Below are 15,718 nucleotides of genomic sequence, written 5' to 3' on the forward strand. Positions count from 1 at the left end.
GCGGCCCCTGGTCCCGTTTCTTCCCTTCTCCGCTCCTCCGCTTCGCTCCCGCTTCCGCTCCAAACGCGAGGAGGCCGGAGCGCGTCCAGAACCGAGACGGCCGCGAACCTTGTGCGCTGGAGGCATTCGGCCGCCGGACCGACTAAGTTCATCTCCGTGTCGGTGTCTGTGAAATCGCTCCTGAGCACTCTGACCCTGCGTGGCCCGCACGAGGTGCTGCGCGGGAATCTCGGCATCGCCGGGCTGCCCGGGGTGGTGTACACGCCCGGCAAGGGGCTGAACCTGCCCGCGGTGGCCTTCGGGCACGGCTGGCTGACCGGGGTCGGCAACTACCGCCGCCTGCTGGAACACCTCGCTTCCTGGGGTTATGTCGCGGCCGCGCCGGACACCGAACGCGGGCCCATCCCCTCGCATCTGAACCTGGCCACCGACCTGCTCACCACCCTCGACATCTGCGCCGGGGTACGGCTGGGCACCGGCAATATCAGCGTCCGCCCCGACCGCCTGGCCCTGGCGGGTCACGGCATGGGCGCGGGCGCGGCCGTCATCGCCGCCTCCCAGCGCGAGGTGGCCGCCGTCGCCGCCCTCTTCCCGTCCCCCACCGCGCCCTCCGCCGAGGCCCTGGCCACCAAGGTCGACGCCCCCGCCCTCATCCTGGCCGGCGCCGCCGACATCGACTCGGTCAGCTCCGACGCCCTTCCCCTGGCCTCCGCCTGGGGCGAAGGCGCGATCCTCCGCTCCCTCGACAAGGCCACCCACAACGGCATGGTCGAAGGCCGCCGCGCCCTCGCCGCCCTCGGTGCGGGCAAGCACGAGCCCAAGACCGAACGCCTCACCCGCGCCCTCCTGGTCGGCTACCTCAACTACACCCTCCTCGGCGACAAGAAGTACAAGCCTTTCGCCGACCCCGAAGCCCTCATCCCCCACACCCAGGTCGTCGACCCCGACGCCGTCGAGGACGAGCCGGAGCAGCCCCAGAAGCTCCCCGTCCTCCAACTCATCCAGGCCCTCCGCAAGTAGCCCGACGCCCGGCGACGGTCAAGGGATCTCCACACCTGCCTCCGGAATCTCCAGCGGCACATCGGGACTCCCGAGCCCCACGCCAGGATCGGCGGGTGACACAGGCACCGACGGGTCATCAGGCTGCGCCCCTCCGTCCCGTGGCGACTCGCCGCCGCCCAGCGGTGCGGTCGGCCCCGGGGTTTCGGGCACCGCCGGACAGACGGTGGACCCACCCTGCCCGACGCCGCCCAACCCATCGCACCCGGACAGGTCACCGCCGTTCGGGAACTTTCCGGCGTCCAGCTCAGGAGTTCCGGCGCACGTGGGCGGTTCGTGCCCGCCGGAAGGCGCTGCCGGAGTGGGCGATTCAGCTGATGGCGGAGCCGTGCAGGGGACCTGAACCGGAGTGAACCCGGTCGGGACCTCCGGGGCGCACGGTGAACCTGGCGGCGTGGCAGCCTCGACCGAGGGCGAAATACCTGGTGGGCGCGGGTCTGGCGCGGCAGTCGCCGGCTCGCGGTTTTCGGCAGCGGGGATGGACGAGTGTCCGACTGCGTTGTCCGGAGCGAGCGCGGGTTTGCCGGACTCGTCGGTTGTCAGGCTCCAGACCTGCGTCCGGCCGGATTCGTCGGCGACCGAGATGGACATGTCACCCGTTGGTTCGCGGTCGACTACGAAATGCCGTCCAGCGAGGTCGAATTCGAGATGGCCGGACGGAAGGTTCGATGTCCCTGGGCCGCGCGGTGGTTCGGCAGGCCGGTCCGCACCTGTTGGCTTATCCGTGTCGGCGTGCGCATTCGGGTCGGCCGGCTTGTCAGGGTAGGCAGACTTCTCCTGTCCTGCAGGCGTGTCTACGTCGCCCGGGGTATCGGATGCGGGGTCGGACAGGGAGCCGAGCTGTTCGAGGACGGTGGATAAGCCCTGCCGCAAACCGGTTTCGAGCTTGCCGATGAGGCCCTCGAGCGCCTGCGCGAGCATTTCGGCCTGGGGCTGGGCCTGTTTCGGCACGGCGCCGGACCCCGAATCGGACGGGGTGGGTGCACCGGGGACCGGCGGCTCCACGGCGGTAACCGATCCGACAGAGGCGGGTTCGGTGGCCTCGGCCGGACGGGTGGGCGCCACCTTCGCACACGCGTGGTCACATGGTTGCCCGGTTGCGGTGCCGGGCCGACCGGATCCCTCCTGCGTAGGTTGGGGCGCGCCCGAATCGCCCGGCCCGCAGCAGTCCCGCGACCGCGCGGACCCGGCGTCGGCCTGTGGGCATTGGCCACGGCCTACCGTCGGCGGCGAGGATTCCGGCTCGGACGGCGCGGGAGCCACGCTGGGCTGCGCCCCAGCAGGATTGGCCTGTTCCTCGGTCGAGTCTGGTTGCGCCCCACCGTGGCTGCCGAGCAGAGCTGCGGAATTCGTCTCCGGTTGGGGCAGCAGGGCTTGGGATGGTTGTGGATAAGTGTGGTCGATGACCTGCTCGAAGGCCGTGATGATGGTGCGGTAATGGGATTCGACGGTGTCGGCGGCGGCCGCGCAGGCGGCGGTGAAGGCGGCCAGCTGCCGGTCGACCTCGGGCCGGAATGTGGCTGTGAGCCAGGGGTCCGCTTTCGCGAGGGCGCCGATGGCGTCGGGGGTCCTGCCGTCGATGGTGATTTCGGCTTCGCCATCGGGGTGGGGCTCGAGGAGGCCGCGGGTTCGTTCCGCTTTGGTGAGGATGGCGGCGCGGATCGGGTCGAGGGCGGCGGCGATCGCGATGGCGGCGGTGCGGATGGTGTCGAGGTCTTCGCGGGCTTGGCGCAGTTGGGAATTCAGGAGGGCGAGGGCCTCGGTGCCGGTTGCGCCGGTCCAGGCCGCCGGAAGGGAGCTCGCTACCGAGTGGTGGGAGGTGAAGCGGGATTCGGCGTCGGCGAGCGCCTTGTCCAGTTCGGTTCGGGCGGTGTCGAATTCGTCGAGGTTCAGACCGCGTTGTTCGTCGTAGCGGGCGTAGAGCTCGGTCACGTTCACACCGGCCGGTTCACCGAATGCCTTGGCGTACAAGGGCAGGAACTGTTCCCAATAGCGCAGGCCGGGCGCTCCGTGGTCGAGGATCTGCTCGACGGTCTTGCCGGTGGGGTCGAAGGTCATCGGCCGACCTGGTGGAGAGCGGTGGCGCGGTCGTGGTCCAGGCGGGCGTATTCGGAGGCGGCGCGGTCGAAGACGTCGGCGGTGGCGGCGGCCGCGGCAGCCCAATGCCGGAGGCAGCCTGCCGCGCGCTCGAATCCGCGATGGATGGCGGCGCCCTGGGCGGAGTAGTCGCGTCCCGCCACGTCATTGCCGAGACCGAAGGCGTGGTCGCCGATGGCGTGGGCGTGCTGCCCCAATGCCTCGGCGTTGTCCCGCAGGGTGGTGGCCGCGGTGTGCAGGGCGGTGACGCGCACGCCGAAGTCGCCGGATTCACCCATCGATCCCCCCTCGAATCCCCACGGGCCATGGCCCGTGGCGTGAAATCCCCCGTCAGCCCCGGCTAGGTGCCGCCGAGGTGTCCGCCGTCCGCGCGCACCCACGCGGTGGTGCCGTCGGAGTTGTGGTGGAATTCCCAGGCGGCGTAGTCACCGCCGCTGTCCACCACGGTCACATGGTCGGCGTAGCCGTCGTGATCCAGATCCGTCCACACCTGCATGGCGTGTGCGGTGCCGGTGGTCACGGTGTCGGCCAGGCCGTCCGCGTCGAGATCCTGTGTGGGGTGCGACAACTCGACCGCACCTAGCCCACCCAGTTCCGAATGCGCGTCCAGTTCTGGCAAATCCAGTCCGGGCAGATCACCCGATGTGACCATGGTGTGCACTCCTCCGCAGTGGCGTGATCACCATCCTGGCACTCGCGATCACCCCTCGCACCACCTTCGACGCCGATTGTGGACAACTCGCGGCCTGGGGATGACTCAGCGCTTGGGGATGATGATCCACAGCGCGATGTAAAGCAGGAACTGCGGTCCGGGCAGCAGGCAGGAGAGGATGAAGAGGAAGCGGACGAGACCGGGGCTCCAGCCGACGTATTCGGCGAGACCGCCGCACACGCCGGCGATCCACTTGTCGTGCTGGGAGCGGGTCAGTCGCTTCGGGGCCGGGGTCGGAAACTCTGTGGTCATGTCTCCACTGTGCCGAGCCGCGGCCGCGCGCACATCGGTCCCTCGCCGGATAGCGACCCTGAACTTTCCGAGGCCCGACGTCAGGGTGCCACCCTGAACACGGCAGAATCGCCCTGGTGAGCACCACTCTGCATGCGCGCGGCTTGGCCGCCGGACACGGCGAGCGTCTGCTGTTCTCCGACCTGGATCTGATCCTCGCCCCCGGCGATGTGATCGGCCTGGTCGGTGTGAACGGTGCGGGCAAATCGACCCTGCTGCGCATGCTCGCCGACGGCGACGCCCACGAGGGCGAGATCGTGCTGAGCCCGCCGGACGCCACCGTCGGCTATCTGGCCCAGGAGCCGGAGCGCATCGAGGGCGAGACGGTGCTGGAGTTCCTGTATCGCCGCACCGGGGTGGCCGCCGCCCAGCAGACCATGGACGCCGCCGCCGAACGCCTCGCCGACGGCGGTGACGACGAGTACTCCCCCGCCCTGGAGCGCTGGCTCGCCCTCGGCGGCGCGGACCTGGAGCAGCGCGCCGAGGAGGTGGCCGCCGATCTGGGCCTCACCGACAGCCTCCCGCACGGTCTGGCCACCCCGATGACCGTGCTCTCCGGCGGTCAGGCTGCCCGCGCCGGTCTGGCCTCGGTCCTGTTGTCCCGCTTCGACATCCTGTTGCTCGACGAGCCCACCAATGACCTCGATCTGGACGGCCTGGCCCGGCTCGAGCAGTTCGTGACCGGGGTCCGCGAGCCGCTCATGGTGATCAGCCACGACCGGGAGTTCCTGGCGCGCACCGTGAATCGCATCGTCGAGCTGGATCTGGCGCAGCAGCAGGTCGGTGTGTACGACGGCGGCTACGACTCGTATCTGGAGGAGCGGGCGATCGCGCGCCGCCACGCCCGCGAGGCCTACGACGAGTTCGCCGACACCAAGGCCGGCCTGGAGGCGCGGGCCACTATGCAGCGCAACTGGATGGAACACGGTGTCCGCAATGCCCGACGCAAGTCGAAGGCGGATTCGGACAAGATGGGCCGCAAGGCTCGCGCGGAGTCCACCGAGAAGCAGGCGTCCAAGGTCAAGCAGACGCTCAAGCGCATCGAACGCCTGGACGTGGTGGAGGAGCCGCGCAAGGAGTGGGAGCTGCGCATGTCCATCGCGGCCGCGCCCCGCAGCGGCGCGGTGGTGGCCACGCTGTCCGGCGCGACGGTGTCCCGCGGCGAGTTCACCCTGGGACCGGTGACGGTGCAGGTGGATTGGGGCGATCGCATCGTGCTGACCGGCGCGAACGGCGCGGGCAAATCCACCCTGCTGTCGCTGCTGCTGGGAAAGATGAAGCCGGACAACGGTTCCGCGTCGATCGGTTCGGGCGTCGCGATCGGCGAAGTCGATCAGGCGCGCGGCCTGTTCCGCGGAACCGCCACCCTCGCGGACACTTTCAGCGCGCAGATCCCCGACTGGAACGAGTCGGATGTCCGCACCCTGCTCGCGAAGTTCGGTCTCCGCGGCCCGCATGTGCTGCGCCCCAACGACACGCTCTCCCCGGGTGAGCGCACCCGCGCCGCGCTGGCGCTGCTGCAGGCCCGCGGGGTGAACCTGCTGGTGCTCGACGAGCCCACCAACCACCTGGACCTGCCCGCCATCGAGCAGCTGGAGCAGGCCGTCGAATCCTTCGAGGGCACAGTCCTCCTGGTGACCCACGACCGCCGCATGCTGGACACGGTCACCGCTACCCGCCGCTGGCACCTGTCCGACGGACACCTCACCGAATCCCACTGACCGTCGAGTGGCACACCCTGGAGGGAAACTCGGACGAATCCCCTCCAGGGTGCGCCGCTCGGCGAAGAGTCAGACGGTCTCGACCAGTTTGGTGAGATGGTCGGCCAAGTGGTGGGCCTGCTCCGGGTCGGTGGCCTCGACCATGACGCGGACCAGTTGTTCGGTTCCGCTGGGGCGCAGCAGGATTCGACCGGTGTCACCCAGCAGCTGCTCGGCCTGGGCGACGGCTTCCAGCACCGCGGGGGCGGTGGCGACGGCGGCCTTGTCCGTGACCGGGACGTTCACCAAGATCTGCGGGACGACCTGCACGATGCCCGCCAATTCGGCCAGGCTGCTGCCGGTCTCGGCCATCCGGGTCATCAGCTTGAGGCCGGTGAGCACGCCGTCGCCGGTGGTGCCGTAGCGCGGGAACACCACGTGCCCGGACTGCTCGCCGCCGAGGGTATAGCCGCCGTTGCGGAGGTCCTCGAGCACGTAGCGGTCACCGACGGCGGTGGTGCGCACCGTGATTCCGGCCTCGCGCATGGCGATGTGCAGGCCGAGGTTGCTCATGACGGTGGCGACCAGCGTGTTCTCCACCAGGTCGCCGGAGTCGCGCATGCCGACGGCGAGCACGGCCATGATGGCGTCGCCGTCCACGACCGCGCCGGTGGCGTCCACGGCCAGGCAGCGGTCGGCGTCGCCGTCGTGGGCGAGGCCAAGGTCGGCGCCGTGCGCGCGCACGGCCGCCTGGACCTGCTCGAGATGCGTGGAGCCGCAGCCGTCGTTGATATTGAGGCCGTCGGGGTCGGCATTGATGGCGATGACGGTCGCGCCCGCCTCGCGGTAGGCGGCCGGTCCGACCTCGGAGGCCGCGCCGTGCGCGCAGTCCACCACGACGGTGAGCCCGCGCAGGTCACGGCCGGTGGCCTGGACCAGGTGCTCGACATAGCGTTCGTGGGTGCCTTCGAGGCTGTACCGGTCGTTCACGTCGAAGACGTGCCCGCCCAGGCCGGGGCGTCCGAGGATGCGGCCGATCGCCGCGCCGGTGGGCCGGGTGAAGCCCCCCTCCGCGATCAGCGCCTCGATCCGGTCCTCGACGACGTCGTCCAGCTTGTGCCCGCCCGCGGCGAAGATCTTGATGCCGTTGTCCGGCATGGGGTTGTGCGAGGCGGAGATCATGACGCCCAGGCACGCGTCGTACACGCCGGTCAGGTACGCGACGGCGGGCGTCGGCAGCACGCCGACCGACAGCACGTCCACGCCCGCGGAGGTGAGGCCCGCGGTGACGGCGGCCTCCAGCATCTCGCCACTGGCGCGGGGATCGCGTCCGACGACGGCGACGGCGCGCTTCTTCCCGCGGCTCAGCACCTGCGCCGCCGCGGCCGAAACCTGTAGCGCCAGTTCCGGACTCAGCGACCCGTTGGCGAGCCCGCGCACACCGTCGGTACCGAACAAACGTCCCATTACCTCAACACCCCTGCAGTTCGGTGGATACAGCACGAGAGCAGGCTTCCCGCCCTCTCCGGGACTCTCGCACTCCGCCGTGTTCCGCGGCGGAGTGCGTCCAGGAAAGAGGTGGCAACGGTTGTAAACCGTTGTGGGGAGCCTGCTCTCGCACAGGTTGCCGTGTAGACCGTACCGTGCCCGGTCCCCACGGGGGCCGGGCACGGTAGAGCCTGACGGCGCAATATCAGCGCTTCGAGTACTGAGGCGCCTTACGGGCCTTCTTGAGGCCGTACTTCTTACGCTCGGTGGCACGCGGGTCACGGGTCAGGAAGCCGGCACGCTTGAGGGCGGGACGGTCGTCCGGGGTGACCTCGATGAGGGCACGCGCGATGGCCAGGCGCAGAGCGCCGGCCTGACCCGACGGTCCACCACCGACGAGGCGGGCGTGGATGTCGAAGGTCTCGGTGCGCTCGACGGTGACGAGCGGGGACTTCACCAGCTGCTGGTGCACCTTGTTCGGGAAGTAGTCCTCGATGGTGCGGCCGTTCAGCACGAAGTTGCCGGAACCCGGCACCAGGCGCACGCGGACCACGGCCTCCTTGCGGCGGCCGACGGTCTGCACCGGACGATCGATGATCACCGGAGCGGAGAAGGTCTCGGTGTACTCGGCCTCGGCCTCGTAACCGTCACCCTCCTCGACGACCTCCACGGCGGTGTCCTCGACGACGTAGTCGTCGTTGAATTCCTCAGGAGCGGTCACTGGGCCACCTGCTTGATCTCGAAGGGGATGGGCTGCTGGGCGGCGTGCGGGTGGTTCGGGCCCGCGTAGACCTTCAGCTTGCCGATGATCTTGTTGCCCAGCTTGTTCTTCGGGATCATGCCCTTGACAGCGCGCTCGACCAGACGGTCGGGGCGGGTGTCCAGGATCTGGCCCACGGTACGGCCCTTCAGACCACCCGGGTGACCGGAGTGGGTGTAGAGGACCTTGTCCTGCCGCTTGTTGCCGGAGATGGCGACCTTGTCGGCGTTGATGATGATGACGAAGTCGCCGCCATCAACGTTCGGGGCGTAGGTCGGCTTGTTCTTGCCACGCAGGATGTTCGCAGCCTGCACGGAAAGACGGCCGAGCACTACGTCAGTGGCGTCGATGACGTACCACTTGCGGGTCACGTCACCGCCCTTGGGGCTGTACGTAGGCACAGTGCATCCCTGTCTGTCGTAGGTTTTGCCAGCCAAGTACGCGATCGAGCTGAATCCCGGCGGCCGGTGGAGACCCGGGGCTCGTGTGACAGCCGGAAACCCGGCCGTATCGCACACCAACGAGCAACCATACCAGCGGGGACCGCGGACCCTCGAATCGGTCCCGGGAGCCGTGGCCACCGGCCCGATGCGCCCCGTCACCCGGGGGGATGCACCCGGCCGGTGGTCAGATGTGCAAGGGCGGGCCGGGGTCGACCCCGCGCACCGGGCCGGGCAGCGTGTAGCGCAGCGTGTCGATGCCGGACCGCACGCAGTCCGTCTTGTGCGGGTCGCCGATGGTGGCGATGCCGGAGCCGGGCAGCCCCGAGACGAACGGGGTCACCGCGCAGCTCTCACCGACCGGGAGCAGCTCGATATCGGTGGCCCTGGTCACACCGCCGACAGGCGCCGGGGATCCGGCCGTGGGGTCCTGGCGCTGATCCGAGTGCGCGCCCAGGAGCGACAGGGCCGCCGCTCCGACGATGATGGGCGCGCCGAACGGCTTGCGCATCTTGTTCCACAGCTTGCCCTTGCGCTGCTTGCGATCACCCTCGGAGCCGGATCCGGAGTCCGAATCCGACTGCCCAGCGGTATCTTCCGGCGTTTGCGGAGTAGACCCACGCACCCCCGACGACATCGCCCCACCGTACATCGCGCCGGGTTGACCAGAAGCGTTTCCGCCGGATCCAGCAAAACTCCCGCGACCCGAACCGGACGTATCCCCCTCGGCCCCATAGGGACCCGCCGGGTAACCGCCGCCGCCGTGGCCACCTTGGCCGCCGTAACCGCCCGATCCGTATCCGCCCTGGCCGTACTGCACTGCGGCGCCCTGCTGGCCGCCGTACTGCCCGCCCTGAGCCGGCTGCGCGCCGCCGGGACCGTAACCGCCCTGCGCCGAACCCTCCGAGCCCGGAGCGTTCGCCGAACCGTAGCCGGTGCCGTAGCCGCCCGCCGAGCCCGGACCGCCTGTGCCGGGCCCGAATTGACCCGCCGCTCCGCCCTGCTGCGGATAACCGCCCGTGCTCGGGCCAACCGTTCCGAAACCGCCGCCCTGGCCGTAACCGCCGTATGCACCCGGACCGCCCTGTGGGCCCTGCCCGCCGGGGCCGTAGCTCCCCGCCGAGCCCTGTTGCGCACCTGCGGAACCCGAGCCCGCGCCGCCCTGGCGACCCGATCCGGCGCCGCCCTGGTCGCCCGGACCGAAGACCGTGGTCATCTGGTCATCGGCGGGTGAGCCCGGCGGCCGCGTGAATCGGCCGCCGACGCCTTCCAGACCGGGCGGCAGCGTCCCTCGTCCCCCGACGACGGGCTGCGACCCGGTGGCCGGGCCCTCGGACCCGCGCGCAACCCTGTGGCCCGCATCGATACTCGGGCCGGTCCCCGCGGCCGCGGTCCGGTTCTCGCCCGCGCCCGCCTGCGCGGTCAGCCGGGCCAATTCCTCGGGCGTCACCCGCTGGGTGATGCCGCCGGGCCCGGTGTTACCCGTGGGGCCGCCCTGAGATGCGGCCTCCTGCCCGGTGATTCGACGCGTGAGTCCTTCGGCGGCCGGATCGGCCACCGGCTGCGCGCCCTGCCCACCCGCCTGCGGTCCCTGCGCCGCGGCCTCCTCCGCTGTCAGACGACGCGTCCGGCCGTCCGGATCGCCGCCGTCCCGGTCACCGTCGGCCGCGGGCTGCGGGCCGGTGCGGGGCGCGGAACCCGGGCGCTGCGGAGCGGATTCGGGTGCCGGCGGTGAATCCATGTGCCGGGGAACCAGTTCCGGCTGCTGGGACAGCGGTTCGGGCTGGCGCTGCAGCGCCTGGTCCGCGTCGCGGCCACCGGGGACGTGGCGCGGCCCCTGCTCGACGGGCCGCGCTTCCGCTCCGCCTGGCTGCTGTCCACCGCCGACCGACTGTTGTCCCGCACCGCCCGACTGCCGGCCGGAACTGTTCGACTGCTGTCCCGCGCCGGGCTGGGGCCGGTCGTAGGCCGGGTCGCCTTCGCTGTCGGCGACCAGCAGGTGGGTCGCGCCGAGGACGAGGGCGTGCATCGGGTGGTCGGCGACCTGGAAGCGGTGGCCGAGGTGGTTCTGGAAGGCCAACCGCAACGCGTCGTTGAAACAGACATTGCCGGTGAGCAGCACCGTGGAGGTATCGGCATTGATGGCGCGCGCCGCGGCCATCACCTCGATGACCACATTGTCGGCGGCATGCGCCTCGTGCAGCGCCTCGGCGGTGATGGCGACGCTGACCGATTCGGTGGGCTGGTCGTCATTGCCGTGCACCGCGACGACGAGGCATTCGCGGCCATCGGAGTAGACGCCGACGGCGCCGACGCCGGGTCCGCGGCCGGGCGCGCGCACCAGGCCGAGGGCGCGCACGTAGCCCGAGAGCGCCACCGACTCGGGCAGCGGTTCGGCGGGTACGCCGAGTTGTTCCACCAGGCGCACGAATTCGTCGACCTGCGGGTCGGGCCATTCGTCGGGGAAGGGCAGCGCCAGCACGTCGGGCGTCGCCCCCAAGTGCTCGATCACCGAAGCCAGCGGGTTGTGCATGCGCGCCCGGAACACCAGTTCGGCGGGCCAGGTCGCGCCGGCCACCACGATCTGCGGGTGCCCGATGATGTCGCGCACATCGGAGATGGCGATGCCGACATCCGGCCGCCGGTCCACGCCTGCGGTGTGCAGCCGGCCCGACGAGTCGGCCAGCAGATATGCGGGCGGCGTGTACGAGCCCTCGACCTGGACCGGGCGTATGGGTGAACCGCCGCCACCGGCGGCCACCGACACCACGTCCCAGCCGAGATGCACTGCCCCAACTCGCGCTGTCACAGTCATCAGTCTGCCTGCTCGCTCCGTTGAGCGCGCGACCGAATCACTCTTCGCACCCCTGCGCGAGTGTGTCCCCGGTCACGCCGCCGACTTCTTCAAACGCAGGCGCGACCAGGTGAACAGGGTCAGCAGCGTCGCGATCACGCACAGCATGGCCACATCCAGCGACCACGCGGCGACCGTGTGCTTCCAGAAGCTGTCCTGCTGCGCCGCGGCCGAGATCGACAGCTCGGGCAGATTGACCGTGGACGCTCCGGCGGCATAGCCCCAGCGCGACGGGAACAGCCAGGACAGCTGGTCCAGTACGGCACGACCGGTCACCGGAATCATGCCGCCCGCCATCACCAGCTGGGCCATGATGACCACCACCAGCAGCGGCATCACCTGCTCGTTGGATTTGGCCAGCGAGGACAGCACCAGGCCCAGGATCACGCAGGCCACCGCGGTCAAGGCGACGTCGAGGTAGAGCTCCACGGTGCCTAGCGAGAGCACCGCACCCGTGGCCGGTGGCTTCTTCACCGCCAGCACGATGCCGATCATCACGGCCGACTGCACCAGCGCCGCCAGGCTGAAGACCACGACCTTCGACATCAGATAGGCGCCGGAACGCAATCCGACCGCGCGTTCGCGGTAGTAGATGGCCCGCTCACCGACCAGGTCACGCACGGTGAGCGTGGCGCCCATGAAGCACGCGCCGAGGATCAGCACGACCAGCAGCTGTTGCGCCTCACCGTTGTTGGCGCGCACGAAGCTGCCGTCGGGCGCCTGCACGAATCCGACGGACTCGAATCCGCTCTTGCCCTGCACGACCAGCGACAGACCGCCGAGCACGAACGGCAGGATCCCCAGGAACGCCAGATAGCCGCGGTCGGCGAAGATGAGCCGCAACTGCCGCCGGGCCAGGGTCGAGAACTGTTTGAACGGACTGGATTTCGGCGCCTTCGCCCGTTCCACCGGTTTCACCGGCGCGGGTGGCTCCGCGAACGCCTGGCGGGAACGGAAATTCGCGAAGGCCCCATCCGGATCGGCGGCGACGCGGCCGAAGATCTCGGCCCAGTCGCTGGTGCCCATGGAATGCCCGACGCTGCCCGGATGCCCGCAGAACGCGGTCTTGCCGCCGGGGCCCAGCAACAGCACCTGGTCGCACATGTCCAGGCAGGCCACCGAGTGGGTGACCACGATGACGGTGCGCCCGGCGTCGGCCAGTTCCCGCAGCATGGTCATGACCTGGCGGTCCAGCGCCGGGTCCAGGCCGGAGGTGGGCTCGTCGAGGATGAGCAGCGAGGGGCCGGTGAGCAGCTCCATGGCCACCGAGGCGCGCTTGCGCTGACCGCCGGAGAGCCGGTCCACGCGGGTGTCGGCGTGCTGGGTGAGCGAAAGCTCCTTCAGCACATCGGCGATCACCTGCTTGCGGTCGGCCTTGCTGGTGTCCGGGGGCAGTCGCAGCTGGGCGGCGAAGTTGAGCGCCTGCTTGACGGTGAGCTGCCGGTGCAGCACGTCGTCCTGCGGCACCATGCCGATGCGGGAGCGCAGCGCCTCGTATTCGACGTGCAGGTTGCGGCCCTCGAAGGTGACCACACCCGCGGACGGAAGCGTGGTTCCCGCAATGAGTTTCGACAGCGTGGACTTGCCCGCGCCGGAGGGCCCGATGAGCGCGGTCAGCGATCCGCGCCCGGCCTGCATGTTCACGTCCACGAGCAGCTGCTTGTTGCCCTCGACGGTGAACGAGACGCCGTGCACGTGCAGGCCCTGTTCGGCGACCGGCCGCTGCCGGTGCACGAGCGTGCCTTCCTGCACGACGAAGTCGACGTTACCGATGGTGACGATGTCGCGTTCGCGCAGCAGCGCGCGCTGTTCGCGGCGGCCGTTGACGAAGGTGCCGTTGGCGGAGTTGAGGTCCTCGATGGCGAGGCCCTCACGGTCGGGCACCAGGCGCGCGTGCTTGCGCGAGGCCATCGGATCGTTGACCACGATCTCGTTGTCGCTGGTACGACCGATGTGCAGACCGTTGCGCGGAATCCGGTCGGCGCGCGCGATGGCCGCGGTGGAGGCCCGCGCGCGGATCGGCGGCAGCGCCGAGGTGTCCGCCTTGGTGGTCATATTGATGGGATCGCCGCCCTGCGGCGGCTGGTTGACCGGCGGGCGCACCACATTCGGCGTGGCCGCGTTGCCGATGGGCGGAGTCGGCCGCTGCGGCACCGGATTCGGCTGCTGATGCTGCGGACCCGATACCGGCCGGTTCGGATTCCACTGATTCTGGTTGGGCTGGGCCACGTTCGGCGGCTGCCAGGCCTGCTGGGGTCGCTGCTGCACCGGCGGGCGCTGCGCGAACGGCTGCTGCGCCTGCTGCGGGTGTCCCACCTGGGGCAGCGGCCGGGACGGCGGCCGGTTCTGCTGCGGCGCCAGCCGCTGCTGCGGTTGCGGTTGCGGTTGCGGCGCACCACCACCGCCGCGCGCGAGCTGCGGCAGCAGGTGCAGCAGCGGGCCGCTGATGGCGTCGCCGAGCCGCACCTGGGTGGGCCGGTTGATCACCAGCGGCGTGGTCAGCCGGCGGGCGTCCACGAAAACGCCGTTGGTGCTGCCGTTGTCGCTGAGCATCCACGATCCGGCCTCGTAGCTGAGGATCGCGTGCACGCGGGAGACCAGCGGGCTGTCGACGAACAGCGTCACCTCCGGCGCCCGGCCCATCGTGATCTGCTGAGTCGCGTCGAAGACCCGTTCGGTTCCATCATGACGCACGGTGATCTGCTGCGCCCCCGGTGAAGACATGGTGGGATGATAATTGAAGCCCCCGGAGTCCGGCGTCGCGCTTCTCGGCCGTCCGTCCGATTCCGGGACACGATCGGTATCGGTTGTCGAGGGAGAACACGTGGGGAGACGCCGGGGGGAGGCGGTGCGCACGCGCCGGTCCACGGGGATTCGCCGTGTATTCGTGACGCTGGGCGTAGTGCTCGTGGCGGTCGCGCTCTTGTCCGGCTGTACACGAAATGTTCACGGCCGGGCCGTATCGATCTACGACGACCCGTTCAAGGTGGCCGGTCTGCCTACCACGGGCGGGCCCAGCGGCCCCCGCTCCGGGGTCCCGGATTCGACGCTGATCGCGGAGAACTCCGACGGCGGCAGCATCGACAAACTGGTGCTCAACGCGCTCGACGACATCCAGACCTATTGGCGGGGCGAGTTTCCGCGCGAGTTCGGCGGCGCCTTCAGCCCCGTGGACCATTTCATCTCCTGGAACGCCAAGACGCCGCGCTCGCAGTCCGGGCAGTTCTGCGGCGAGACCAGCTACCGGCTCGTGAACGCCGCCTACTGCCGGCTGGACGGTTCGGTGGGCTGGGATCGCGGGGTGCTGCTGCCCGCGGTGGCCGACGAGTTCGGGAAGATGTCGGTGGTCATGGTGCTGGCCCACGAGTACGGGCACGCCATCCAGGAGATGGCCAAACTGGTCGGCCGCCGCACCCCGACCATCGTCAAGGAGCAGCAGGCGGATTGCTTCGCGGGCGCGTTCATCCGGAATGTGGCCGAGGGCAAGGCCCCGCACTTCACGATCAACACCTCCGACGGGTTGAACGCGGTGCTGGCCGCCACGGTCGCCTTCCGCGACGCCGACCCCGACGATCCGCAGAGCGTGCACGGTTCCGCGTTCGAGCGGGTGACGGCCGTGCAGATCGGGTTCACCGACGGCGCCAAGGGCTGTCAGGCCATCGATCAGAACGAGATCGACCGCCGCCGCGGCGATCTGCCGCAGACCCTCGGCAACGACGCCAATCACGGCCAGTCCGAGGTGACCCAGTCCAGCCTGCAGGAGCTGGCCAAGTCGATGGCGACCATCATGCCGGTGCGCGACGAGCCCGAGTACGGCTACGACACCGCGAAGCTGAACTGCCGCAACGGCGCCGACACCGTGCCGGTCACCTACTGCCCGGCCACCAATCGGATCGGCACCGATGTGCCCGCGCTGCACGACCGCGGCGTCTCCAATGCCGACGACCAGGACGCCTTGCCCGCCAACGTGACCGGCGATTTCACCGCCTACATCGTCTTCATCTCCCGCTACACCCTCGCCGTGCAGCACGCCGCCGGACTGCCGTTGAAGGGCGCGAAGACCGGTCTGCGCGCGGCCTGTCTGTCCGGGGTGATCTCCGGGAAACTGGCCGACCCGAGCCGCAAGGCGTCCGGCGGCATCTCACTGTCCGCGGGCGATCTGGACGAGGCGGTCTCCGGTCTGCTCACCGACGGCCTGGCCGCCAGCGACACCGACGGCAAGACCGTGCCCAGCGGCTTCTCCCGGGTGGACGCCTTCCGCGCGGGCGTGCTCGGCACCAATCAGGAGATCTGCTACTCCCGATACATCTAGGGGCG

The 15,718-nt window shown here is 70.0% G+C and carries 12 protein-coding genes; 3 read left to right on the forward strand and 9 right to left on the reverse strand.

Annotated elements, in window-relative coordinates; genetic code table 11:
- Positions 1–156 precede the first annotated feature (156 nt).
- On the forward strand, positions 157–1,020 hold the full coding sequence (locus ABZ412_RS19345) for a dienelactone hydrolase family protein (RefSeq protein ID WP_357282271.1): 864 nt from the start codon (positions 157–159) through the stop codon (positions 1,018–1,020).
- An 18-nt stretch (positions 1,021–1,038) separates the two neighbouring features.
- Here the strand turns inward: ABZ412_RS19345 and ABZ412_RS19350 are convergent, their stop codons facing one another.
- From ABZ412_RS19350 to ABZ412_RS19365, 4 genes are all read right to left on the reverse strand, one after another.
- Positions 1,039–3,117, reverse strand: a complete 2,079-nt coding sequence (locus ABZ412_RS19350) for a hypothetical protein (protein WP_357282273.1) — start codon at positions 3,115–3,117, stop codon at positions 1,039–1,041.
- Positions 3,114–3,434 carry a hypothetical protein gene (locus ABZ412_RS19355; RefSeq protein WP_357282274.1) on the reverse strand — a complete coding sequence of 107 codons (321 nt, stop codon included), beginning with the start codon at positions 3,432–3,434 and terminating at the stop codon, positions 3,114–3,116. The genes ABZ412_RS19350 and ABZ412_RS19355 overlap by 4 nt, the downstream gene beginning before the upstream one ends.
- A gap of 62 nt (positions 3,435–3,496) precedes the next feature.
- Positions 3,497–3,808 (reverse strand): DUF6802 family protein, encoded by a 312-nt coding sequence (locus ABZ412_RS19360; protein ID WP_357282275.1) that lies wholly within the window; start codon positions 3,806–3,808, stop codon positions 3,497–3,499.
- A 105-nt stretch (positions 3,809–3,913) separates the two neighbouring features.
- Positions 3,914–4,120, reverse strand: a complete 207-nt coding sequence (locus tag ABZ412_RS19365; RefSeq protein ID WP_357088867.1) for a PspC domain-containing protein — start codon at positions 4,118–4,120, stop codon at positions 3,914–3,916.
- A 116-nt stretch (positions 4,121–4,236) separates the two neighbouring features.
- Here ABZ412_RS19365 and ABZ412_RS19370 point away from each other — a divergent pair, with 116 nt between their 5' ends.
- A complete protein-coding gene (locus tag ABZ412_RS19370; RefSeq protein WP_357282277.1) occupies positions 4,237–5,880 on the forward strand; it encodes an ABC-F family ATP-binding cassette domain-containing protein in 1,644 nt (547 codons plus the stop codon).
- A gap of 69 nt (positions 5,881–5,949) precedes the next feature.
- Here ABZ412_RS19370 and glmM read toward each other — a convergent pair whose 3' ends face one another.
- The 5 genes from glmM to ABZ412_RS19395 form a co-directional block, all read right to left on the reverse strand.
- Positions 5,950–7,326: a phosphoglucosamine mutase gene (gene glmM, locus ABZ412_RS19375; protein ID WP_357282278.1), complete on the reverse strand. Its 1,377-nt coding sequence runs from the start codon at positions 7,324–7,326 to the stop codon at positions 5,950–5,952.
- Positions 7,327–7,552: 226 nt separating this feature from the next.
- On the reverse strand, positions 7,553–8,068 hold the full coding sequence (rpsI, locus tag ABZ412_RS19380; protein ID WP_357282280.1) for a 30S ribosomal protein S9: 516 nt from the start codon (positions 8,066–8,068) through the stop codon (positions 7,553–7,555).
- A complete protein-coding gene (gene rplM, locus ABZ412_RS19385; protein ID WP_357088878.1) occupies positions 8,065–8,508 on the reverse strand; it encodes a 50S ribosomal protein L13 in 444 nt (147 codons plus the stop codon). Before rplM ends, rpsI begins: the two co-directional genes overlap by 4 nt.
- Positions 8,509–8,734: 226 nt before the next feature.
- Complete coding sequence (locus tag ABZ412_RS19390) at positions 8,735–11,356, reverse strand: hypothetical protein (RefSeq protein WP_357282282.1); 2,622 nt, start codon at positions 11,354–11,356, stop codon at positions 8,735–8,737.
- 78 nt (positions 11,357–11,434) lie between these two features.
- Positions 11,435–14,125, reverse strand: coding sequence for an FHA domain-containing protein (locus ABZ412_RS19395; protein WP_357282283.1), 2,691 nt, complete (start codon positions 14,123–14,125; stop codon positions 11,435–11,437).
- 169 nt (positions 14,126–14,294) lie between these two features.
- Between ABZ412_RS19395 and ABZ412_RS19400 the strand changes: the two genes are divergently transcribed.
- A complete protein-coding gene (locus tag ABZ412_RS19400; RefSeq protein ID WP_357282392.1) occupies positions 14,295–15,713 on the forward strand; it encodes a metallopeptidase in 1,419 nt (472 codons plus the stop codon).
- Positions 15,714–15,718: the final 5 nt, after the last annotated feature.

The organism is Nocardia sp. NPDC005746, from assembly GCF_040630785.1.
Taxonomy (GTDB): Bacteria; Actinomycetota; Actinomycetes; order Mycobacteriales; family Mycobacteriaceae; genus Nocardia.

Coding starts and splice junctions, on each gene's coding strand:
- ABZ412_RS19395 (WP_357282283.1), bottom strand. CDS start 14,125: ATGTCTTCACCGGGGGCGCAGCAGATCACCGTGCGTCATGATGGAACC.
- ABZ412_RS19365 (WP_357088867.1), bottom strand. CDS start 4,120: ATGACCACAGAGTTTCCGACCCCGGCCCCGAAGCGACTGACCCGCTCC.
- ABZ412_RS19350 (WP_357282273.1), bottom strand. CDS start 3,117: ATGACCTTCGACCCCACCGGCAAGACCGTCGAGCAGATCCTCGACCAC.
- glmM (WP_357282278.1), bottom strand. CDS start 7,326: ATGGGACGTTTGTTCGGTACCGACGGTGTGCGCGGGCTCGCCAACGGG.
- ABZ412_RS19360 (WP_357282275.1), bottom strand. CDS start 3,808: ATGGTCACATCGGGTGATCTGCCCGGACTGGATTTGCCAGAACTGGAC.
- ABZ412_RS19355 (WP_357282274.1), bottom strand. CDS start 3,434: ATGGGTGAATCCGGCGACTTCGGCGTGCGCGTCACCGCCCTGCACACC.